Annotated in this window: 17 protein-coding genes; 7 read left to right on the top strand and 10 right to left on the bottom strand. The window is 70.1% G+C overall.

What is annotated here, in order from left to right:
- Nucleotide 1: 1 nt before the first annotated feature.
- From proB to rplU, 4 genes are all read right to left on the bottom strand, one after another.
- The gene (proB, locus tag BUR99_RS03865; RefSeq protein ID WP_074258994.1) at nucleotides 2–820 is read right to left on the bottom strand and encodes a glutamate 5-kinase; all 819 of its coding nucleotides are present in this window, start codon (nucleotides 818–820) and stop codon (nucleotides 2–4) included.
- The gene (gene obgE, locus BUR99_RS03860) at nucleotides 817–2,418 is read right to left on the bottom strand and encodes a GTPase ObgE (protein ID WP_074258993.1); all 1,602 of its coding nucleotides are present in this window, start codon (nucleotides 2,416–2,418) and stop codon (nucleotides 817–819) included. The genes proB and obgE overlap by 4 nt, the downstream gene beginning before the upstream one ends.
- Before the next feature lie 72 nt (nucleotides 2,419–2,490).
- Nucleotides 2,491–2,748 carry a 50S ribosomal protein L27 gene (gene rpmA, locus BUR99_RS03855; protein WP_056009138.1) on the bottom strand — a complete coding sequence of 86 codons (258 nt, stop codon included), beginning with the start codon at nucleotides 2,746–2,748 and terminating at the stop codon, nucleotides 2,491–2,493.
- An 18-nt stretch (nucleotides 2,749–2,766) separates the two neighbouring features.
- A complete protein-coding gene (gene rplU, locus BUR99_RS03850; protein WP_074258992.1) occupies nucleotides 2,767–3,075 on the bottom strand; it encodes a 50S ribosomal protein L21 in 309 nt (102 codons plus the stop codon).
- 266 nt (nucleotides 3,076–3,341) lie between these two features.
- On the opposite strand from rplU, the gene BUR99_RS03845 reads away from it, so the two are divergent.
- Entirely contained in the window at nucleotides 3,342–3,635 is a 294-nt protein-coding gene (locus tag BUR99_RS03845) for a DUF4031 domain-containing protein (protein ID WP_074258991.1), read from the top strand.
- Here the strand turns inward: BUR99_RS03845 and BUR99_RS03840 are convergent.
- Entirely contained in the window at nucleotides 3,624–6,320 is a 2,697-nt protein-coding gene (locus BUR99_RS03840) for an Rne/Rng family ribonuclease (protein ID WP_074258990.1), read from the bottom strand. The genes BUR99_RS03845 and BUR99_RS03840 overlap by 12 nt on opposite strands.
- A 273-nt stretch (nucleotides 6,321–6,593) precedes the next feature.
- On the opposite strand from BUR99_RS03840, the gene BUR99_RS03835 reads away from it, so the two are divergent.
- Complete coding sequence (locus BUR99_RS03835) at nucleotides 6,594–7,220, top strand: vitamin K epoxide reductase family protein (RefSeq protein WP_074258989.1); 627 nt, start codon at nucleotides 6,594–6,596, stop codon at nucleotides 7,218–7,220.
- 89 nt (nucleotides 7,221–7,309) lie between these two features.
- On the opposite strand, the gene ndk is transcribed toward BUR99_RS03835, so the two are convergent.
- The 5 genes from ndk to BUR99_RS03810 all read right to left on the bottom strand — a co-directional run bounded on the left by ndk (nucleotide 7,310) and on the right by BUR99_RS03810 (nucleotide 13,533).
- Complete coding sequence (ndk, locus tag BUR99_RS03830; protein WP_074258988.1) at nucleotides 7,310–7,729, bottom strand: nucleoside-diphosphate kinase; 420 nt, start codon at nucleotides 7,727–7,729, stop codon at nucleotides 7,310–7,312.
- Complete coding sequence (locus BUR99_RS03825; protein WP_234980723.1) at nucleotides 7,726–8,187, bottom strand: DUF4233 domain-containing protein; 462 nt, start codon at nucleotides 8,185–8,187, stop codon at nucleotides 7,726–7,728. The genes ndk and BUR99_RS03825 overlap by 4 nt, the downstream gene beginning before the upstream one ends.
- Entirely contained in the window at nucleotides 8,184–9,545 is a 1,362-nt protein-coding gene (locus tag BUR99_RS03820) for a bifunctional folylpolyglutamate synthase/dihydrofolate synthase (protein WP_074258987.1), read from the bottom strand. Before BUR99_RS03820 ends, BUR99_RS03825 begins: the two co-directional genes overlap by 4 nt.
- Nucleotides 9,542–12,859, bottom strand: a complete 3,318-nt coding sequence (gene ileS, locus BUR99_RS03815) for an isoleucine--tRNA ligase (RefSeq protein WP_074258986.1) — start codon at nucleotides 12,857–12,859, stop codon at nucleotides 9,542–9,544. The genes BUR99_RS03820 and ileS overlap by 4 nt, the downstream gene beginning before the upstream one ends.
- A gap of 278 nt (nucleotides 12,860–13,137) precedes the next feature.
- A complete protein-coding gene (locus BUR99_RS03810) occupies nucleotides 13,138–13,533 on the bottom strand; it encodes a GntR family transcriptional regulator (protein ID WP_074258985.1) in 396 nt (131 codons plus the stop codon).
- Nucleotides 13,534–13,656: 123 nt separating this feature from the next.
- Between BUR99_RS03810 and BUR99_RS03805 the strand changes: the two genes are divergently transcribed.
- The 5 genes from BUR99_RS03805 (at nucleotide 13,657) to valS (ending at nucleotide 21,533) form a co-directional block, all read left to right on the top strand.
- The gene (locus tag BUR99_RS03805; protein WP_084183560.1) at nucleotides 13,657–15,318 is read left to right on the top strand and encodes an ABC transporter substrate-binding protein; all 1,662 of its coding nucleotides are present in this window, start codon (nucleotides 13,657–13,659) and stop codon (nucleotides 15,316–15,318) included.
- Nucleotides 15,296–16,279: an ABC transporter permease gene (locus BUR99_RS03800; protein WP_074258983.1), complete on the top strand. Its 984-nt coding sequence runs from the start codon at nucleotides 15,296–15,298 to the stop codon at nucleotides 16,277–16,279. Before BUR99_RS03805 ends, BUR99_RS03800 begins: the two co-directional genes overlap by 23 nt.
- Nucleotides 16,276–17,151 carry an ABC transporter permease gene (locus tag BUR99_RS03795; RefSeq protein ID WP_074258982.1) on the top strand — a complete coding sequence of 292 codons (876 nt, stop codon included), beginning with the start codon at nucleotides 16,276–16,278 and terminating at the stop codon, nucleotides 17,149–17,151. Before BUR99_RS03800 ends, BUR99_RS03795 begins: the two co-directional genes overlap by 4 nt.
- Nucleotides 17,148–18,824, top strand: a complete 1,677-nt coding sequence (locus BUR99_RS03790; protein ID WP_074258981.1) for a dipeptide ABC transporter ATP-binding protein — start codon at nucleotides 17,148–17,150, stop codon at nucleotides 18,822–18,824. The genes BUR99_RS03795 and BUR99_RS03790 overlap by 4 nt, the downstream gene beginning before the upstream one ends.
- Nucleotides 18,825–18,950: 126 nt before the next feature.
- Nucleotides 18,951–21,533, top strand: coding sequence for a valine--tRNA ligase (gene valS, locus BUR99_RS03785; protein ID WP_074258980.1), 2,583 nt, complete (start codon nucleotides 18,951–18,953; stop codon nucleotides 21,531–21,533).
- Nucleotides 21,534–21,541 lie beyond the last annotated feature (8 nt).

The raw sequence follows: 21,541 nt of genomic DNA, 5'->3' as shown, positions 1-21,541 counted from the left end.
CCTAGGCGAGCGGGGTATCGCGCTCCGTCGTGTGACGTCGGGGCGCCGGGTCGAACCAGGTGCCGATGTCGGCACCTGCGAGTGCCTCGGCGACGAGCGGCGTCGCCGTGATCAGCACGGACGCGCCGGCCTCGGCGGCGATGCGAGCGGCCGAGACCTTGGTCTCCGCTCCCCCGGTGCCGACTCCGGCGCGACCGGCGGAGCCGATCTCGACGCCGGCGAGCTCGTCGCCGTAGGGTACGTGATCGATGCGACGCGCGCCCTCGAGGTGCGGCGGCTTCGTGTACAGGGCGTCGACGTCGGAGAGCAGCACGAGCAGGTCGGCGCCGATCAGCTCGGCGACGAGGGCCGCGAGCCGATCGTTGTCGCCGAAGCGGATCTCGTGCGTCGCGACGGTGTCGTTCTCGTTGACGATCGGCAGGATGCGGAGGGCGAGCAACCGGTCCATCGCGCGCTGCGCGTTCGACCGGGGAGTCGGGTTCTCGAGGTCGCCCGCAGTGAGCAGCACCTGGCCCGCGAGCACGCCGTAGCGGTCGAGGCTCGTCTGGTAGCGCCACATGAGCACGTTCTGGCCGACCGCGGCCGCCGCCTGCTGGGTCGCGAGGTCGGTGGGCCGCCCGTCGAGGCTCAGGAACGGGATGGCCGTCGCGATCGCTCCGGAGGAGACGAGCACGATCTCGGCGCCCCGCGCATGGGCCGCGGCGAGAGCATCGACCAGCGGACCGATCTGATCGGAATTCTCACCGCTGATCGACGATGAGCCGACCTTGACGACGATGCGTGATGCTGCGGGGATCTCTGCGCGGCTGGCGGGGGTCATTCCCGATCCTCGCCGCTCGAGTCCTTCCCGGCTTCGGCGTCCGCCACGGGAGCCGCCTCGGCACCCGCAGCAACCTCGGCGTCGGTCTGCTCGTCGAGCTCGTTCCACATGCCGGCCGTGCGCTCGCGCTCGAGCTCGGCGCGAGCTTCGGCCTTGGCGTCCATGCGCTCGTAGTACTCGCTGCGTCGCTCGGCGCGCGTCGCACGACGATTCTCGTCGAGCCGGGCGTCGGTGCCGCGCGGTGCCGTGATGAGCTCGGCCGTGGAGGTGAGCGTGGGCTCCCAGTCGAAGACGACTCCCGCGCCCTTGCCGATCACGACGGTCGAACCGGCATCGGCGCCGGCGCGCACGAGCGCGTCTTCGACGCCGAGCTTCGCGAGGCGGTCGGCGAGGAAGCCGATGGCCTCGTCGTTCGTGAAGTCCGTCTGCTGCACCCATCGCTCGGGCTTCTGGCCGAGTACGCGGTACATGGTGCCGTAGCTGCCGCCCTCTGCGCGCACGGTGAAGCCGGGGTCGTTGGAGGCCTTCGGCCGCATCACGATGCGCTCGGGCGCCGGCGGCGTCGCAGCCTCGGCGTCTGCACGAGCGGTGTCGACGAGCTCGCCGAGGGCGAATCCGAGCTGGCGGAGGCCCTCGTGACTGACGGTCGAGATCTCGAACACGCGGTAGCCGCGCGCCTCGAGGTCGGGGCGCACGAATTCGGCGAGTTCGCGCGCCTCGGGCACGTCGATCTTGTTGAGCGCGATGATCTGCGGGCGCTCGAGGAGCGGCAGCTGGCCCTCGGGCACAGGATACGCGGCGAGCTCGCCGAGGATGACCTCGAGGTCGGAGATCGGGTCGCGGCCGGGCTCGAGCGTCGCGCAGTCGAGCACGTGCAGCAGTGCGGAGCAGCGCTCGACGTGGCGGAGGAACTCGAGTCCGAGGCCCTTGCCCTCGCTGGCGCCCTCGATGAGGCCGGGAACGTCGGCCACGGTGAAGCGGTGATCGCCCGCCTGGACGACGCCGAGGTTCGGGTGCAGCGTCGTGAACGGGTAGTCGGCGATCTTCGGTCGAGCAGCCGACATGGCGGCGATGAGGCTCGACTTGCCGGCCGACGGGTAGCCGACGAGCGCGACGTCGGCGATGGACTTGAGCTCGAGCGTGATGTCGACCTCGTCGCCGAGCGTGCCGAGCAGGGCGAAGCCCGGGGCCTTGCGCTTGGTGGTCGAGAGGGCGGCGTTGCCGAGACCGCCGAGGCCGCCGGCCGCCGCGACGAAGCGCGAGCCGGGCTCGGTCAGGTCGGCGAGTTCGACGCCGTCGGTGTTCTTGACGACCGTGCCGACGGGCACGGGCAGTTCGAGGGTCTCGCCGACGGCACCGGCGCGGTGGTCGCCCATGCCGGGCTGACCGTTCGCGGAGGAGCGGTGCGGACGACCGTGGTAGCCGAGCAGTGTCGTCACCTGCGGGTCGGCGATGAGCACGATGTCGCCGCCGTTGCCGCCATTGCCGCCATCGGGGCCGGCGAGCGGCTTGAACTTCTCACGGCGGACGGAGACGCAGCCGTTCCCGCCATGTCCGGCACGCAGGAACAGCGTCACCTCGTCGACGAAGCTGACCATGCTGCATTCTCCAAACCGAGTAAAACACGCGAGGGCGGGCCGAAGCCCGCCCTCACGATGAACGTCGATCGACTATTCGCCGACCGCCACGATGTTGACGACCTTGCGGCCGCCCTTGTTGCCGAACTGCACTGCACCGGCCTCGAGCGCGAACAGGGTGTCGTCGCCACCGCGACCGACGCCTGCGCCCGGGTGGAAGTGCGTGCCGCGCTGGCGGACGATGATCTCGCCTGCGCCGACGACCTGGCCGCCGAAGCGCTTCACGCCGAGGCGCTGCGCGTTGGAGTCACGACCGTTGCGAGTGGAGCTTGCTCCCTTTTTGTGTGCCATTTCGCTTCTCCCGGGCCCTTACTTGATTCCAGTGACCTTGACGCGCGTGAGGTCCTGACGGTGCCCCTGACGCTTCTTGTAGCCGGTCTTGTTCTTGAACTTCTGGATCACGATCTTCGGACCGCGGAGGTCGTTGAGGACCTCGGCCGTGACCGTGACCTTCTCGAGCGCCTTGGCGTCGGAGGTGATCTTGTCGCCGTCGACGAGGAGCACCGCGGCGAGCTTGACGTTGCCGTCCTTGTCTGCCTTGATACGGTCCATCGTCACGATGGTGCCGACTTCGACCTTCTCCTGCCGACCGCCGGCGCGCACTACTGCGTAAACCACTACTCGTACCTATCTCTGGGGAGCCCGAGGGCCCCGACTGTCTGATGGGGTGTCACTGCGCGGTCGCCCCAGCGGGAAGAAGGGTGGTGACTGGCAGAAAACTGATGTGCAGGCGATTCTGGAACTCGGAGAACCGGGTTCTGGAGACCTGCGGATGGGCGCACCGTGATAAGCGGCGGCACCAACGGTCGAGTTTACCGGATGTCGCGGGGCCGGTCAAACCACCGCCACCGGCGAGTCGCGGGTGCGACGCGTAGGATCGGCCCATGACCGTGCTCATCGACACGCCGCTCTGGCCGAAGCACGGCACCGTCTGGGCTCACCTCGTCAGCGACGAGTCCATCGACGAACTCCGGGAGTTCGCTGAGAGAACCGGGCTGCCGCCGAGATCGTTCGATCTCGACCACTACGACGTGCCCGTCGAGCGCTACGACGATCTCGTCGCCGCGGGCGCGGAGCCGGTCTCGCCGAGGGAGCTCGTCGCGCGCCTCCGGCGGAGCGGACTGCGCGTCACGCCGCGTGAACGGCGTGAGCGCGCAGCCCGGTCGTCACTCGGCTGAGTCGGATGCCGCGGAGTCGCCCGAGCCGTCGGCCCGGGTGATCACGGGCTGGCCGCCGGCGGTCGTGCTGAGCGCCGCGGTGGAGACGCGACGGCTGCGCGTGCGCCCCTCGCCGGCCTTCTTCGGAGCGGGAAGCGCGTCGAGCACCGAATCGAGGAGCACCTCGGTCTCGGCGACCCTGGCGGGGCGCTTGCGCGCCACCGGAGGCACGGGCAGGTCGAGGATCTGCGCGACCTCGGGAACCACCGGCGCCGTGGGCGCCTCGACGACCGGCGCGGCTGCAGCCGACGCTGCGGCCACGGGCTCGGAGGCGGCAGGCGCCGCGCCCTGGTCCTGCGACACCCGACGGTGACGACCGCGACGGCGACCGCCGCCCGAGGTCTCGGCCGGCTTCTCGTCGGCGTCGGCCTTCGGCGCGCGACCGGCGTCGGCGGTCGATGCAGCGGGCTGCTCCCCCGCGACATCCGCTGCCGGCTCGTCGGCCTTGTGCTCGGTGTGCGGAATCGTCGACGCCGCGATCTGCGCGAGCGCGTTCTTCACGTCGTCGGTGATCGCGTGGGTGCCGGTGTGGGCCTTGGGCTCTGCGGGCGCCTGCACGGGCTGCTGCTGCTGGTTGCCGCCGCGACCGCGTCCGCGCCGCTCGGGCTGCGACTGCTGGGCGCTGCGGTGCTTCACGACGGGCTCGTGGTGCACGATGATGCCGCGACCGGCGCAGATCTCGCAGGGCTCGCTGAAGGACTCGAGGAGGCCCAGACCGAGCTTCTTGCGGGTCATCTGCACGAGACCGAGCGAGGTGACCTCGGCGACCTGGTGCTTCGTGCGGTCGCGCGAGAGGCACTCGACGAGACGACGCAGCACGAGGTCGCGGTTGGACTCCAGCACCATGTCGATGAAGTCGACGACGATGATGCCGCCGATGTCGCGCAGGCGCAGCTGGCGCACGATCTCTTCGGCCGCTTCGAGGTTGTTCTTCGTGACGGTCTCTTCGAGGTTGCCGCCGGAACCGACGAACTTGCCCGTGTTGACGTCGACGACGGTCATCGCCTCGGTGCGGTCGATGACGAGCGAGCCGCCCGAGGGCAGCCAGACCTTGCGGTCGAGCGCCTTCTCGATCTGCTCGCTGATGCGGAACTCGTCGAAGGAGTCGCGTTCACCGGTGTAGGCCTCGACGCGTTCGAGCAGGTCGGGAGCGACCGCACGGAGGTACCGCTCGATGGTCTGGCGCGCTTCGTCGCCCTCGATGATCATCTTCTGGAAGTCCTCGTTGAAGACGTCGCGAACGATCTTGATGAGCAGGTCGGGCTCGGAGTGCAGCAGCGCGGGCGCCTGCACCTTCTCGAGCTGGGTCGAGATGTCGGCCCACTGCGCGATGAGGCGGTTCACGTCGAGCGTGAGCTGCTCCTCGGTGGCACCTTCGGCCGCGGTGCGCACGATGACGCCCTGGTTGTCGGGCAGCACCTCTTTGAGGATCTTCTTCAGGCGCGCGCGCTCGGTGTCGGGGAGCTTGCGGCTGATGCCGTTCATCGAGCCGTTGGGCACGTACACGAGGTAGCGGCCGGGCAGCGAGACCTGGCTCGTGAGGCGGGCGCCCTTGTGGCCCACCGGGTCCTTCGTGACCTGCACGAGTACGCGGTCGCCGGGCTTCAGCGCGAGCTCGATGCGGCGGGGCTGGTTCTTCTCGCCGTTCTCGGCGGCGGCCTCCCAGTCGACCTCACCGGAGTACAGCACGGCGTTTCGGCCGCGGCCGATGTCGACGAAGGCGGCCTCCATGCTCGGCAGCACGTTCTGCACGCGACCGAGGTAGACGTTGCCGATGAGCGATGCGTCCTGATTGCGCGCGACGTAGTGCTCGACGAGCACGCCGTCTTCGAGCACGCCGATCTGGATGCGGCCGCCCTTCTCGCGCACGACCATCGAACGGTCGACCGACTCGCGGCGGGCGAGGAACTCGGCCTCCGTGATCACCGCACGGCGGCGGCCGGCGTCGCGCCCGTCGCGCCGACGCTGCTTCTTCGCCTCGAGTCGGGTCGAGCCCTTGACCTTCTGCGGCTCGGTGATGAGTTCGACCTCGCGGGGCTTGCGCACCTTGACGACCGTGTTGGCGGGCTCGTCGGTGTTCGCGCGACCCTCTTCGCCACTGCGACGGCGCGTGCGACGGCGCACGGTCGACGACTCGTCGTCGTCGCGCTCGCGACCGGCGCGATCGTCACGGACCTGGTCGCGACCACCGCGGTCGCCACGTTCGTCGCGACCCCCGCGCTCGTCGCGCTCAGGTCGGTCGAAGCCCACGAGCACCGGCGGCGCGTGGAAGATCAGCGACGTCGTGGTGAGCGTCGTGGGGATCGGTGAGACCGCGACGGCCTCGACCTCGGCTTCGACGACGACCTCGGCGGAGGCAGAGGATGCCTCGGCGCCGGCGTCGACGGTCGGCGTGGCCTCGGGCGTGGTCGCCGCGTCGGCGCCGGTCACCTCGGGCGTGGCGATCGCCGGGACGACCGGGGCGACGGCATCCGCCGCTGCGGACTCGACCGTCGGCGTCGCCGGCGTCTCGACCGCGGGCGTCACCTGGGTGTCGACCGCCTTCGCGCGGCTCGCGCGCCGAGCGCCGAACAGGCCGCCGCGACGTCGGGTCGAGCCGTTGCCGGCCTCGGGTTCGTTCGTGTTCTTCTCGTTGCCTTCCACCATCTCTGGTGCACTCCTACGCCGGTTCCGACAGCCGCGCCGTCGTCCCGTACTCGTCTGGAGCGACTCCGCGCTTGCGCCGAGCCGCTGAATCCTTCATTACTGCGACCGGCAGGTTGCCTGTGTCGCCACGTCTTGCGGTGCCTTCACCGCCCACTGGATGCGCTGCATCCTCAAAGCCCTCATTGGCGTCGTGCCGGGCGCGGCCCGGACGACTCCTTCGATTATCGCATGCTCTCGCAGCTGAGGGCGGAATCGGCATGCCATAATCCGAGCATGCCGGACTCGCCCACCCGTTCCCGACCCGTCGGCCTCGCCGTCTTCCTGCTGATCGCCGGGGGCCTCGGCCTCCTCGCAGCGTTCGAGCTCTCGATCGAGAAGGTGCTCTCGCTCAGCGATCCGTCGCACATCCCCGGATGCAATGTGGGGGTGCTGGTCGGGTGCAGCACCAACCTCGCGTCGTGGCAGGGCGGCGTGTTCGGATTCCCGAACCCGTTCATCGGACTGATGGCGTGGCCCGTGGTCATTACCATCGCCGTCGCCATCCTCGCCGGTGCGACGTTCGCACGCTGGTTCTGGGCGGCGTTCAACGTCGGTGTCGCCGGCGCGCTGGTGTTCGTCGGCTGGCTCATCTACCAGAGCATCTACGTGCTCGACGTGCTCTGCCCCTGGTGCATGCTCACCTGGGCGGTCACGATCCCCACCTTCTGGGCGCTGACGCTGTACAACCTCCGCGAGGGGCATATTCCCGCATCGGCACGTGTCCGCCGCATCGCGGGCGCCTGGTTCGGGTGGGTGCCGCTCATCACGATCGTCTGCTACGTCGTGGTCGTGCTGCTCGCACAGGCGCAGATGGACGCGATCCCGCGCGTGGTCCTCGACCTGAGGAACGCCTTCAGCTGAGACACGGATGTCGCGGCGCCCGGGTGACCCGGGCGCCGCGACATCCGTTCAGCGCTGCGAAGCGATTCGCCTCGTCGACGTGCGAAGCCTCAGAACCAGAGGGCGAGCTCGCGCTCGGCCGACTCGACCGAGTCGGAACCGTGCACGAGGTTCTGCTGCACCTTCAGGCCCCAGTCGCGGCCGAAGTCGCCGCGGATCGTGCCGGGTGCCGCCGTCGTGGGGTCGGTGGTGCCCGCGAGGACGCGGAAGCCCTCGATCACGCGGTTGCCGGCGACGCGCATGGCGACGATCGCGCCCGACTCCATGAACTCGATGAGCGGCTCGTAGAAGGGCTTGCCCTCGTGCTCGGCGTAGTGGCGGGCGAGCAGCTCGCGGTCGGGCTGCACGAGGCGGATGTCGACGAGCGAGTACCCCTTGGCCTCGATGCGGCGGAGGATCTCGCCGGTGAGGTTGCGTGCGACGCCGTCGGGCTTGACGAGCACGAGAGTCTCTTCGATGGGGGTGGTCATTGCTGTTCCTTCCATTGCGCGGCCGCGGCCGCTCGTTCTCGGTCGATTCGTGCGCCGGTCACCATGCAGTACCACCACATGCCACCGAAGAGCGCACCCACGACGAACATCGCGGGGTTGAGGAAGCCCGACGCGAGGATGAGCACCTGGATGACCCAGCCGAGCGTGTACGCCCAGCTGTATCGCAGGAGCCCGATCGTCACGATCAGGGCGAGGATGATGACACCGCCGGCCGCGAGGGCGACCCACGACGGCAGGGAGCCCTCGACGCCGCCCTGCGCGAGTCCCCAGATGACGAGGGCGGCGAGGAACACGACGATGACCTCGAAGCCGAGCACGATGGCGCCGAGGCTCTGCCGGATGGAGCGCAGGGGCGCGACGGGCGCGTCAGCCGCGGTCGCGCCGGATGCCGCGGCCGCGGTGTCGTCGGGTTCGGGCATGGACGTCGAGTCGCTCACGAGCGTCCCCATTCACGGTCTGCGGCGATGGCGATGGCCTCGCCCACGAGCACGATCGAACCCGTCACGACGACGGCGCGCTTCGGCGCCTCTGCCGCCCACTTCCGCGCGTCGTCGAGTGCGTCGAGGAGGTCGTCGTACTGGAACACCTTGTCTTCGTTGCTCCAGCCGACGGCGGCGAGGGCGAGCTCGTCGACGGGGATCGAGCGCTCCGACGACGAGGTCGTGATGTTGAACCGCTCGACGGCGCCGTCGAGCGCCGTGATGATGCCCTTCGCATCCTTGTCGCGCAGCACGCCGACGACCGCAACGACCTCGTCGAAGTCGAAGTACTCGTCGAGGGCCGCGACGAGCGCGCGCGCTCCGTGCGGGTTGTGTGCGGCGTCGACGAGCACGGGCGGCTCGGTGCCCACCATCTGCAGGCGCCCGGGCGAGGTCACCGCGCCGAGGCCATGCTGCAGCACCTCGTCGGCCATGCGCATCGTGCCGGCGCCGAGGAAGGACTCGACCGCGGCGATGGCAACGGCGGCGTTCTCGGCCTGATGCCGCCCGAAGAGCGGCAGCGCGAGATCGCGGTACTCCCCCGCGAGTCCCTTCACCGAGATGAGCTGGCCTCCGACGGCGACGCGCGAGTCGAGCACGGCGAAGGCGCCGCCCTCGACGGCGAAGGTGCCGCCCTGCTCGGTCGCGGCGTCGCGCAGCACCGTCAGCGCCTCGGGCGACTGGAACGCCGTGACGACGGCCGCCTCGGGCTTGATGATGCCGGCCTTCGTGCGCGCGATCTCTTCGATCGTGGTACCGAGGGCCGACTCGTGATCGAGGTCGATCGGCGTGAACACGGCGACCTGACCGTCGGCCACGTTCGTCGAGTCCCACTCCCCGCCCATGCCGACCTCGAGCACGACGACGTCGACCGGGGCGTCGGCGAAGCACGCGAACGCGAGCGCCGTGAGCGTCTCGAAGAAGGTCAGCCGGGGCGTGCCTGCCGCGTCGAGCTCGGCGTCGACGATGGCGATGAACGGCTCGATCTCCTCCCAGTTGCGGGCGACCGCCTCGTCGGAGACGGGCACGCCGTCGATGAGGATGCGTTCGGTGAACCGCTCGAGGTGCGGGCTCGTCATGAGGCCCGTACGCAGGCCCCCGGCGCGCAGGATCGACTCGATCATGCGGCTCGTCGAGGTCTTGCCGTTCGTGCCGGTGATGTGGATCACGGGCGCGGCGCGGTGCGGGTCGCCGAGGATCTCCACGGCGCGTCGCGTCGCGTCGAGCCGCCGTTCGGGGGCGGCTTCGCCGACCCGTTCGAGCAGGCTCCGGTACACGGCGTCGGCCGCGTCGGCGTAGTCGAGTTCGTCGGTCATGCCTTCGCCACCTCCACGGTCAGTCGCGAGGATTCGCCGACGGCCTTCGCCTCGTCGCCGGGGTCCGTCGCGATCACGGTCAGTTCGGTCGCGAGCGTCTCGCCCGCGATGAGCTCGCGATGCCGCTCGGCCGCCGCCGCTCCGGCCTCGTCGAGCGCCAGCGTCAGCCGGATGCGGTCGCCGACCTCGAGGCCGGCCGCCTTGCGCGACTCCTGCACGGCGCGCACGACGTCTCGCGCGAGGCCCTCGGCCTCGAGCTCGGGAGTCGTCGCCGTGTCGAGGATCACGAATCCGCCGTCGGCGAGCAGCGCGAGGGCGCTCGCCCCGTCGCCCGAGCCGCCGGCCTCGAGCACGAGGTCGTACTCCCCGGTCTCGAGCGCGATGCCGCCGGCGACGACCGAGTCGCCGTCGACGCTCCAGTCGCCCGAACGGGCGGCCTGGATCGCCTGCTGCACGGTCTTGCCGAGGCGGGGGCCCGCGGCCCGCGCGTTGACGGTGAGGCGCTTCGTGACCCCGAACCGCTCTGCGCTCGAGGCGTCGAGCGTCACGAGGTCGACGGCCTTGACGTTGAGCTCGTCGCGCAGGATCGCCTCGAACGGCGCGAGCGCTGCGGCATCCGTCGCGACGACCGTGAGGCGAGCGAGCGGGAGCCGCACACGCCGACCCGACTGCTTGCGCAGCGAGAGCGCGGCGGAGCTGATCTCGCGCACCGAGTCCATCGCGGCGACGAGGTCGTGGTCGACCGGGAAGGCCGCCGCATCGGGCCAGTCGGCCAGGTGCACGCTGCGACCGCCGGTGAGGCCGCGCCAGATCTGCTCGGAGACGAGCGGCAGCAGCGGAGCCGAGAGTCGCGTGAGGGTCTCGAGCACCGTGTACAGCGTGTCGAACGCCTCGCTGCCGGAGCCGTCTTCGCCGACGCCCGCCCAGAAGCGGTCGCGCGAGCGGCGCACGTACCAGTTCGTCAGCACGTCGCCGAAGTCGCGCAGCTTCGCGGCGGCGAGCGGCGAGTCGAACGCCTCGAAGTCGGCGGTCACCTCGGTGACGAGCTCGCCGAGCTTGGCGAGCAGGTAGCGGTCGAGCACGTCCGTCGAGTCGGTGCGAGCGGATGCCTCGTAGCCGCCTTCGCACGCTGAGTTGGCGTAGAGCGAGAAGAAGTACCAGGTGCTCCAGAGCGGCAGCATGAACTGCCGCACGCCCTCGCGGATGCCCTCCTCGGTGACGATCAGATTGCCGCCGCGCAGCACCGAGCTCGACATCAGGAACCAGCGCATCGCGTCGGACCCGTCGCGTTCGAACACCTCGGAGACGTCGGGGTAGTTGCGCAGCGACTTCGACATCTTCTGGCCGTCGCTGCCGAGCACGATGCCGTGGCTCACGACGTTCGAGAACGCGCGACGGTCGAACAGCGCGGTCGAGAGCACGTGCATCACGTAGAACCAGCCGCGCGTCTGGCCGATGTACTCGACGATGAAGTCGGCGGGGTTGTGGCTGTCGAACCACTCCTGGTTCTCGAACGGGTAGTGCACCTGCGCGAAGGGCATCGAGCCCGAGTCGAACCACACGTCGAAGATGTCGGGGATGCGGCGCATCGTCGAGCGGCCGGTGGGGTCGTCGGGGTTCGGCCGCACGAGGTCGTCGATGTACGGGCGGTGCAGGTCGGGCTCGCCGTCGGGGTTCACCGGCAGGCGGCCGAAGTCGCGCTGCAGCTCCTCGAGCGAGCCGTACACGTCGATGCGCGGGTACTCGGGGTCGTCGCTCTTCCACACCGGGATCGGCGAGCCCCAGTAGCGGTTGCGGCTGATCGACCAGTCACGGGCGCCCGCGACCCACTTGCCGAACTGGCCGTCCTTCACGTTGTCGGGCACCCAGTTGATGTCTTGATTGAGGTCGCCCATGCGGTCGCGGAACTCGGGCACGCGGATGAACCAGCTCGAGACTGCCTTGTAGATGAGGGGGTTCCGGCAGCGCCAGCAGTGCGGGTACGAGTGCTCGTAGCTCGCCTGGCGGAGCAGGCGCCCCTCGGCCTTCAGCAGCTGGGTGAGCGGCTTGTTCGCATCGCTCCACAGCAGCCCCGCGACATCCGTCACCGCCGGCAGGAACCGGCCGCCCTCGTCGAGCGAGATGATCACCGGGATGCCGGCGGCCTCGGAGATCTTCTGGTCCTCTTCACCGTAGGCGGGGGCCTGGTGCACGATGCCGGTGCCGTCCTCGGTCGTGACGTAGTCGGCGACGAGGATGCGCCAGGCGTTCTGCAGGCCGTACTCCTCGACGTCGGCATAGTAGTCGAACAGCCGGTCGTAGGCCACGCCCTCGAGCTCGCGGCCGCGAACGGTGCGCGAGACGGCGGCCCGCGCGTCGTCGGCCGAGTCGTAGCCGAGCTCCTTGGCGTAGTTGCCGACGAGGTCGATCGCGAGCAGGTACTCGCCGCCGAGCACCTCGGTGTCGGATGGCACGGCGCCGGTCTCGGCTGTGCCGACCTCTTCGCGCAGCACGGTCGCGTCGGGCGTGCCGTTCGGGCCGGCGGGCACGACGGCGTACTCGATGTCGGGTCCGACCGCGAGGGCGAAGTTCGTCGGGAGGGTCCACGGCGTCGTCGTCCAGGCGAGGGCGCGCACGGCCGTGAGCCCGAGCGACTCGGCCTTCGCGCCGACGAGCGGGAACGTGACCGTGACGGTCTGGTCCTGACGCATCTTGTAGACGTCGTCGTCCATGCGCAGCTCGTGGTTCGAGAGCGGCGTCTGGTCGCGCCAGCAGTACGGCAGCACGCGGTAGCCCTCGTAGGCGAGGCCCTTCTCGTGCAGCGTCTTGAACGCCCAGATGACGCTCTCCATGAAGGTCACGTCGAGCGTCTTGTAGTCGTGCTCGAAGTCGACCCAGCGCGCCTGGCGGGTGACGTACTCCTGCCACTCCTTGGTGTAGCGGAGCACGGCGTCGCGAGCGGCCTGGTTGAAGGCCGCGATGCCCATCTCCTCGATCTCGCTCTTGTCGGTGATGCCGAGCTGGCGCTCGGCCTCGAGTTCAGCAGGCAGTCCGTGGGTGTCCCAGCCGAAGCGGCGGTGCACCTGCTTGCCGCGCATGGTCTGGAACCGCGGGAACAGGTCCTTCGCGTAGCCGGTCAGGAGGTGCCCGTAGTGCGGCAGGCCGTTGGCGAACGGCGGGCCGTCGTAGAAGACCCACTCGGGAGCGCCCTCGCGCTGGTCGATCGAGGCCTGGAACGTGTCGTCGGCCTTCCAGAAGGCCAGCACGTCGCGCTCGACGGCGGGGAACTCGGGTGAGGGGGCGACACCGTGGTCGTCTGGGGTACGGGGGTACACGCTCGCTCCTTGCGGGGACGGATGCTCTCACGAGGACGCCGGTGCTCGATCGAGCGCCGCCGCGGTACCACCTCGCTTGCGAGTCGCGCCTTGCGACCGACTCGCCCCTCATTGCCGGCGGTGACGGGCCGAACCGTTCGGTTCTACTGCCGAGCGGATGCCGCGTGGCGCCCGCCCGGGTTCTTCCGAAGACTCCCCGGTGATGGCCGGATCGACGTCGAACTGCTTCACGATTGCAGCGCCGACCACCGGCCGGCTCAACATCGTTGCCGTCAAGACTACCGCGTCGGCATGGGCCGGAGCACGCCCGAGGCCCGGGGCGCCGAGCGGTACGCCTCGCTGATGAGCGCCAGCAGTGCGGCCTCGGGCAGTTCGTGGTTCTTCGCCTCGTCGACGAGGTCGTACACGGCGCCCGCGAGCGCGGCATGCCCGCCGATGCGCACGGCGACGACCGCTCCCCGGCCGCGGTGCAGCTCGATGAGGCGCTCGTCGCGCAGCCGGTGGTAGGCGCGCAGCACCGTGTGCACGTTGACGCCGAGCGATTCTGCCAGCTCGCGCGCGGCCGGCAGGCGTTCGCCGCCCGAGAGCCGCCCGTCGATGATCGAGGCGCGCAGGCCCGATGCGAGCTGCTCGAAGAGCGGTGCGTCGAGGGTCTGGTCGAGCCGGATCAGCATGCTCAAAGTCTATTGTTCTATTTGAATGCGAACAACTTGCTTGTCGGGGCCGCATGCCGATGTCAGGATGAGTTCGGGCCACGCCGATGCGAGCCCGCCCAGCTCCCCACCACAAGGACCTCGATGCGTGCTGCACCCGTGACCACCTCCCCGAACGTGCGCAGGCTCGGCATCGCCGGCATCGCCGTCGTCTCGACGATCGCACTCGCCGGCTGCCAGGCAGCCGCGCCCGAGGCATCCGGCGAACCGGTGTCGGGCGGCACGCTCAGCTACGCCAGCGGCGACGCCGAACCGACCTGCCTCGACCCGCACGTCGGCGGCAACTACCCGCAGGCCCTGCTCGCCGGCCAGTTCCTCGAATCGCTCGTCTCGCGCGACGACTCGGGCGAGATCATCCCCTGGCTCGCGGAATCGTGGACGGCCGCCGACGACGGCCTCACTTGGGAGTTCACCCTTCGCGACGACGTCGCCTTCACTGACGGGACGCCGCTCGACGCCGAAGCGGTGAAGGTCAACGTCGAGCACCTGAAGGACCCGGCGACCCAGTCGTCGACGGGCTACCTCGCGCTCGGCAAGGTCGACCGCGTCGACGTCGTCAGCGACCAGGTCGCCCGGTTCGTGATGAGCTCGCCCGACAGCGCCCTGCTCGAGTCCCTCAGCCAGCCGTGGCTCGCCATCGAATCGCCCGCAGGTCTCGCCCGCGGCATGGACGAGAACTGCCAGGCGCCCATCGGCACCGGCCCCTTCGTCGTCGACGAGTGGGTCAAGCAGGATCGCGTGTCGCTCGTACGCAACGACGACTACACCTCCCCGCCCGCCGATGCGGCGCACGAGGGGCCGGCATACCTCGACGCGATCGACTGGCGCTTCGTCCCCGACGCCGCATCGCGGTACGCGGCACTGCAGGGCGGCCAGGTCGACGTCATCGACAACCCCCAGCCCGACACCATCGCGGCCGCGAAGTCGAACGACGCACTCACCTGGCTCGACGCACCGCGCCCCGGCGCCGCGAACCGCATCGAGCTCAACTCGGGCCAGGCCCCGTTCGACGACGAGCGCGTGCGCGAGGCGTTCATCCGTGCGGTCGAGGTCGACGACGGCATCGATTCGCTCTTCTTCGGCACGGCGGAGCGGTCGTACTCGCCCCTTTCCTCGGTCGAAGCCGTCGCATACTCCGACGACGCGCTGTTCGAGCACGACCTCGATCGGGCGAATGCGCTCCTCGATGAAGCCGGATGGACGGAGCGCGACGCCGACGGCTATCGCGTGAAGGACGGCGTGCGGTTGACGCTGCGCTTCCCGGTGAGCACGAACCAGTCGATCCCTGCCGAGCAGTCGCTCTTCGAGCAGGTCCAGGCGACGGCCGGGGAAGCCGGCTTCGACGTCGTGATCGAGCTCCTCGACCTCTCGAGCTGGTACGGCGCGCTCGCGGCGCACGAGTACGAGATCGTGAGCGCCCCGTATACCAAGGTCGGCCCCGACGTCCTGCGCATCCTGTACCACTCCGACAGCATCACGCCGGCGCCGAGCGGATACTTCGCGAACCTCGCCCAGCTCGACGACCCCGAGGTCGACTCGCTCCTCACCGACGCCGCGTCGACGAGCGACGCCGACTCCCGCGCCGAGCTCTACGAGCGCGCGCAGCAGTTGATCCTCGGCGGGTACTATCTGCTGCCGCTGTACGACCAGCAGAACAGCTTCCTGCTCAGCACGTCCGTACAGGGGGCCCGCGCGATGCCGACCGTCTCGACGCCGACGTTCTATGACGCCTGGCTCGCCGACTGAGCAGCGCCGCTCCTTCGGCGGTGCGACCCTTCGCCGCGCCGGCCTGCTCGTGGCCGGCGCGGTGTTCGTGCTGTGGGCGGTGGCAACGCTGACCTTCTTCGCGATCCGGCTGATCCCCGGCGATCCGGCGCAGGCGATCCTCGGCGGCCCCGGGTCGCAGGCGTCCCAGGAGGCGCTCGATCAGGTCCGGAGCGACTACGGGCTCGACCAGCCGCTCATCGTGCAGTACTTCGCGATGCTCGGTCGTCTGCTCACGGGCGATCTCGGAGTGTCGTACGCCCTCAAGCTCCCCGTCGCCGACCTGCTCGCGGCCCAGCTCGGCGGCACACTGCTCCTCTCCGCCCTCTCCCTGGTGCTCGCATGGGTGCTGGCGCTCGGTCTCGCGATCTGGTCGACCGGACGGGGCAGGATCGCGAGCGCCGTCGGCGAGGGCATCGAGATCACGACCGCTGCGCTGCCGCACTTCTGGCTCGCCGCCGTGCTCATCGCGGTCTTCAGCGTGGCGCTGGACTGGCTGCCGCCGGTCGCCACCGGTACTCCCGCCGGGTTCGTGCTGCCCGTCGTGACGCTCGCGATCCCGCTCGCGGGATTCCTGGCCCAGGTCATGCGCGACAGTCTCCTCGACGCGATGCAGCAGCCCTTCGTCGTGTCCGCGCGTGCCCGCGGCGAGAGTGCCGTCGGCCTGCGTGTGCGCCACACGATCCGGCACGCATCCCTCCCGGCCATCAGCCTGTCGGGCTGGGCGCTCGGCTGGCTGCTCTCGGGGGCGGTCGTCGTCGAGACGATCTTCGCGATGCCCGGGCTCGGTCGCACCCTGCTGCAGGCGGTGACGCTCCGGGACATCCCGGTCGTCACGGGAGTGGTGCTGCTGGTCGCGCTCGTCTACGTGCTCATGACCGTTCTGACCGATCTCGCCGCGCGCATCGCCGACCCTCGGTTGCGTCAGGAGTCGGGCCGATGAGCGATCTCGAACTCCAGCAGGCCACAGCGGTCTCGGCTGCGGCGCATGCCCCCGCCCGGCGCAGAGGTCGGATGCCGCGGACCGGCACCCTGGTCGCGGGGGCGTTCGTGCTCTTCCTCCTCGCGGCGACCGTCGCGCCCGAACTCGTCGCGACACAGGATCCCAACGCGATCTCCCCCGTCGACGCGTTCCAGTCGCCGTCGCCCGCGCATTGGTTCGGCACCGACGAATCGGGTCGCGACATCTACAGCCGCGTCGTCGCGGGCACCGCCACCTCACTCCTCATCGGGATCTCTGCGACCGCGATCGGCCTCGCGCTCGGGCTCGTGCTCGGCGTGCTGGCGAGCTTCGGCGGGCGGATCGTCGACTTCGGCGTCAACCGGCTCGTCGAGGTGCTCTTCGCCTTCCCCGGGCTCCTCCTCGCACTGCTCGTCATCGTCGTGTACGGTCCCGGCCCCGTCACCGCAACGGTCGCGGTCGGCCTCTCCACAGCACCGGGCTACGCCCGGATCATCCGTGGCCAGCTCGTCGCGATCCGCTCATCCCAGTACGTCGAAGCGGCACGGGTGCTCGGCCGCTCCCCCGCACGCATCCTCTCTCGGCACGTGCTGCCGAACGCGCTCATCCCGATCTTCGTGCTCGCGACACTCGGCATCGGGCAGGCGATCGTCTGGGCCGCCGCCCTCAGCTATCTCGGGCTCGGCGCCCAGCCCCCGGCCGCGGAGTGGGGTGCGATGCTCGCCGCCGGCCGCACCTACCTCGCGACCGCATGGTGGATGACGGTGTTCCCCGGGCTCATGATCGTCGGCACGACCATCGCCACGACGGTGCTCGGCCGCGCACTCACCCGTCGCGGACGGGGCGAGCGATGACGAACACGCCCGCGCCCGCGCTCGAGGTCGCCCAGCTGCGCGTCGGTTTCGGCGGTACCGACGTCGTGCACGGCATCGACCTCACGATCATGCCCGGCGAGTGCGTCGCCATCGTCGGCGAATCCGGCTCGGGCAAGTCGGTGACGGCTCGCGCACTGCTCGGCATGGCGGGCGCCGATTCACGGACTTCAGCGGAGCACCTGCGCATCGACGGCCTCGATCTGGGCGCGGCGAGCGAACGCGAGTGGCGACGTGAGCGAGGGCGTCGGGCGGGACTCATCCTGCAGGATGCCCTCGGCTCGCTCGATCCGCTCCGCACTGTGGGTCGCGAGATCGAGGACCCGCTCCGGATCCATCTGCGGCTTCCCGCGTCCGAGCGTCGGGCCCGAGTACTGCGACTCCTCGCCGACGTCGGCATGCCCGACCCGGTGAGTGCCGTTCGTCGGCGTTCCGGCGAGCTCTCGGGCGGGCTTCGCCAGCGAGCGCTCATCGCCGCGGCCATCGCGCTCGATCCGCCGCTCCTCATCGCCGACGAGCCGACCACTGCGCTCGACGTCACCGTGCAGGCGCGGATCCTCGCTCTGCTCGATGAGATCCGCGAACGCGGCACGGGAGTGCTCCTCATCAGCCACGACCTGGCCGTCGTGTCGCGCATGGCCGACCGCATCCTCGTCATGCGCGAGGGACGGATCATCGAGCAGGGCTCGACCGGCGAAGTGCTGGAGGCGCCGCGGGAGGACTACACGAGATCGCTCATCGCGGCGGTGCCGGCCGAGGTCCCTCGCGGAGTGCGACTGTCCGCAACGCCGATGCGGCCGGCGACGCAGTCGGGTGCGCTGCCGACGATCTCATCGCCGCTGCGTCCATCACACGATCCCGCCATCCGCACGACCCCGCTGCTCGAACTCTCCCACCTGACGAAGACCTTCGCCGTGCCGGGCGGACGCTTCACCGCGGTCGACGACGTCTCGCTCTCGCTGCATCGAGGCGAGACGCTCGGCCTCGTCGGCGAATCCGGCTCGGGCAAGACGACGGTCGCCCGCCTCGCCCTCGCCCTCACGACGCCCGACAGCGGCTCGGTGCGCTTCGACGGCGAGGAGTGGTCGGCGCTGGACGAGCGGCAGCGGCGCCCGACGCGCCATCGGATCGGCGCGATCTACCAGGACCCGCTCGGCTCCTTCGACCCGCGATGGAACGTCGGACGCCTGCTCGCCGATGCGGTGCGCGGTGCGCGGGAAGCGGGCACGAGCGACGTGTCCGCCGGCCCCACCGCTCCCGTCGTCGCCGTACTCCTCGACCAGGTCGGGCTTGCGGCATCCGTCGCAGATAGGAAGCCCATGACGCTGTCGGGTGGCCAGCGGCAACGAGTGGCGATCGCCCGAGCCCTCGCCGGGTCGCCCGAGCTCCTGATCTGCGACGAGCCCGTCTCCGCGCTCGACGTCACGATCCAGGCGCAGATCCTCGACCTGCTCGACGACATCCAGCGTGAACGCGGACTCGCCCTCCTGTTCATCTCCCATGACCTCGGCGTCGTGCACCACATGGCCGACCATGTCGCGGTCATGCGGGCCGGCCGGATCGTCGAGTCCGGCGATGCCGGGCGGGTGTTCACGCAGCCGGGGCATCCGTACACGGCGCAGCTCGTCGCGGATTCGCCGCGCCTCGCGACCTGAAACGGCGCGCGGCGCGCGGCGGCGCCGTCCAGCAGGGCACCCGGCCCGTCCTCCGGTAGGCTGGATCGTCGCACATTCAGGCACCTCACCACCGACACGGTGCCGCCGATATCGAACCGGAGCATCATGACCGACACCGCGCGCATTCCCGACAAGCCCGCTCTCGAAGGCCTCGAATCGGTCTGGGGAGGCGCCTGGGAGCGCGAGGGCACGTACCGGTTCGACCGGAAGACGGCGACGCGCGAGTGCATCTACTCGATCGACACCCCGCCGCCGACGGCCTCGGGTTCGCTCCACATCGGCCACGTCTTCTCGTACACGCACACCGACGTCGTGGCGCGCTTCCAGCGCATGCGCGGCAAGAGCGTCTTCTACCCGATGGGCTGGGACGACAACGGCCTGCCCACCGAGCGTCGCGTGCAGAACTACTACGGCGTGCGCTGCGACCCCACCCTCGCCTACATCGAGGGTTTCGTGCCGCCGTTCGAGGGCGGCGACGGCAAGTCCACGAAGGCCGCCGACCAGGTGCCGATCAGCCGCCGCAACTTCATCGAGCTGTGCGAGCGACTGACCGTCGAAGACGAGCAGCAGTTCGAGGCGCTCTGGCGCCAGCTCGGCCTCTCGGTCGACTGGACCCAGACGTACCGCACCATCGGCGACGAGTCGCTCTTCGCCTCGCAGCTCGCCTTCGTGCGCAACGTCGAGCGCGGCGAGGCCTACCAGGCGCTCGCGCCGACCCTCTGGGACGTCACGTTCCGCACCGCGGTCGCCCAAGCCGAGCTCGAGGACCGCGAGCAGCCGGGCCACTACCACCGCGTCTCGTTCCACCGCCCCGACGGCGGCGTCATCGAGATCGAGACGAGCCGTCCCGAGCTCATCCCCGCGTGCGTCGCCCTCGTCGCCCACCCCGACGACGAGCGCTACCAGCCGCTCTTCGGCACCACGGTGACGACGCCCGTCTTCGGTGTCGAGGTGCCGGTGCTCGCGCACCACCTCGCCCAGAAGGACAAGGGCACGGGCATCGCGATGATCTGCACGTTCGGCGACATCACCGACGTCGTGTGGTGGCGCGAGCTCGACCTGCCGAACCGCGCGATCATCGGCTTCGACGGCCGTGTCATCGCCGAGGCGCCCGACGTCATCACCTCCGAGGCGGGCAAGGCGGCGTTCGCCGAGCTGGCCGGCAAGACCACCTTCTCGGCGAAGCAGGCCGTGGTGCAGCAGCTCCGCGACTCGGGCGACCTCCTCGCCGACCCGAAGTCGATCACCCACCCGGTCAAGTTCTTCGAGAAGGGCGACAAGCCGCTCGAGATCGTCTCGACTCGCCAGTGGTACATCCGCAACGGCGCTCGCGACGAGGCACTCCGCGAGCGACTGCTCTCGCACGGCCGCGAGATCGACTGGCACCCCGACTTCATGCGCGTGCGCTACGAGAACTGGGTCGGCGGCCTGTCTGGCGACTGGCTCGTGTCGCGTCAGCGCTTCTTCGGCGTGCCGATCCCCGTCTGGTATCCGCTCGACGCCGCCGGCGACCCGAAGTTCGACGAGCCGATCGTCGCGACCCGCGAGATGCTGCCGGTCGACCCGTCGTCGGCGGCTGCGCCCGGCTTCGAGGAGTCGCAGCGCGGCGAGGCCGGCGGCTTCATCGGCGAGCACGACGTCATGGACACCTGGGCGACCTCGTCGCTGACCCCGCAGCTCGCGGGCGGCTGGGAGCGCGACCCCGAGCTCTTCGACCTCGTCTTCCCGTACTCGCTGCGCCCGCAGGGTCAGGACATCATCCGCACCTGGCTGTTCTCGACGACGCTCCGCGCCGAGCTCGAGCACGGCGTGGCGCCGTGGGCGAACGCCTCCATCTCGGGCTTCATCGTCGACCCCGACCGCAAGAAGATGTCGAAGTCGAAGGGCAACGTCGTGACGCCCGCCGGGCTCCTCGACCAGCACGGCTCCGACGCGGTGCGCTACTGGGCGGCATCCTCGCGCCTCGGCACCGACGCGGCCTTCGACCCGCAGAACCCGACGCAGGTCAAGATCGGCCGTCGCCTCGCCATCAAGGTGCTGAACGCGGCGAAGTTCATCCTCGGCTTCGACGGCAGCGCGGATGCCCCGGTGACCGTGCCGGTCGACCGCAGCATGCTCGCCGAGCTCGCCGGGGTCGTCGAGCGGGCGACCCGCTCGCTCGAGGCCTACGACCACGCACGAGCCCTCGAGCTCGCCGAGACGTTCTTCTGGACGTTCTGCGACGACTACCTCGAGCTCGTGAAGGAGCGCGCCTACGGCGAGCCCAGCCCTGAGCAGGCCTCGGCTGTCGCGGCGCTGAAGACGGCACTCGACGTGCTGCTCCGTCTCTTCGCACCCGTCATCCCGTTCGCGACCGAAGAGGCGTGGCGCTGGTCGCACGAGGGCTCGGTGCACGTGGCATCGTGGCCGAACGTCGACGAGCTCGCCGCCCGTGGCGAAGCCGGTGTCGAGCTCCTCGAGCTCGCGGGCCTCGCGCTCACCGGCATCCGACGGGCCAAGACCGATGCGAAGGCGTCGCAGAAGACGCCAGTCGCGAGTGCCGTGATCGCAGCGCCCGCAGCGACGATCTCGCTGCTGGAATCGGTCGCATCAGATCTGCGTGCGGTGGGGCGCATCGCCGAGCTCGGCTTCGTCGAAGCCGAGTCGTTCGAAGTCCGCGACGTCGTCTTCGAGGCGCCGTCGGAATAGGGGGAACC

It is taken from the genome of Agromyces cerinus subsp. cerinus (genome assembly GCF_900142065.1).
GTDB classification, from domain to species: Bacteria; Actinomycetota; Actinomycetes; order Actinomycetales; family Microbacteriaceae; genus Agromyces; species Agromyces cerinus.
The sequence above is the reverse complement of the archived record's forward strand: the minus strand, read 5'-3'. Positions and strand labels throughout refer to the sequence as shown.

Bases quoted from the DNA above. Each gene is read 5' to 3' on its own strand.
- proB (WP_074258994.1), bottom strand. From the start codon at position 820: ATGACCCCCGCCAGCCGCGCAGAGATCCCCGCAGCATCACGCATCGTC.
- obgE (WP_074258993.1), bottom strand. From the start codon at position 2,418: ATGGTCAGCTTCGTCGACGAGGTGACGCTGTTCCTGCGTGCCGGACAT.
- rpmA (WP_056009138.1), bottom strand. From the start codon at position 2,748: ATGGCACACAAAAAGGGAGCAAGCTCCACTCGCAACGGTCGTGACTCC.
- BUR99_RS03845 (WP_074258991.1), top strand. From the start codon at position 3,342: ATGACCGTGCTCATCGACACGCCGCTCTGGCCGAAGCACGGCACCGTC.
- BUR99_RS03840 (WP_074258990.1), bottom strand. From the start codon at position 6,320: ATGGTGGAAGGCAACGAGAAGAACACGAACGAACCCGAGGCCGGCAAC.
- BUR99_RS03835 (WP_074258989.1), top strand. From the start codon at position 6,594: ATGCCGGACTCGCCCACCCGTTCCCGACCCGTCGGCCTCGCCGTCTTC.
- ndk (WP_074258988.1), bottom strand. From the start codon at position 7,729: ATGACCACCCCCATCGAAGAGACTCTCGTGCTCGTCAAGCCCGACGGC.
- BUR99_RS03820 (WP_074258987.1), bottom strand. From the start codon at position 9,545: ATGACCGACGAACTCGACTACGCCGACGCGGCCGACGCCGTGTACCGG.
- BUR99_RS03810 (WP_074258985.1), bottom strand. From the start codon at position 13,533: ATGCTGATCCGGCTCGACCAGACCCTCGACGCACCGCTCTTCGAGCAG.
- BUR99_RS03805 (WP_084183560.1), top strand. From the start codon at position 13,657: ATGCGTGCTGCACCCGTGACCACCTCCCCGAACGTGCGCAGGCTCGGC.
- BUR99_RS03800 (WP_074258983.1), top strand. From the start codon at position 15,296: ATGACGCCTGGCTCGCCGACTGAGCAGCGCCGCTCCTTCGGCGGTGCG.
- BUR99_RS03795 (WP_074258982.1), top strand. From the start codon at position 16,276: ATGAGCGATCTCGAACTCCAGCAGGCCACAGCGGTCTCGGCTGCGGCG.
- BUR99_RS03790 (WP_074258981.1), top strand. From the start codon at position 17,148: ATGACGAACACGCCCGCGCCCGCGCTCGAGGTCGCCCAGCTGCGCGTC.
- valS (WP_074258980.1), top strand. From the start codon at position 18,951: ATGACCGACACCGCGCGCATTCCCGACAAGCCCGCTCTCGAAGGCCTC.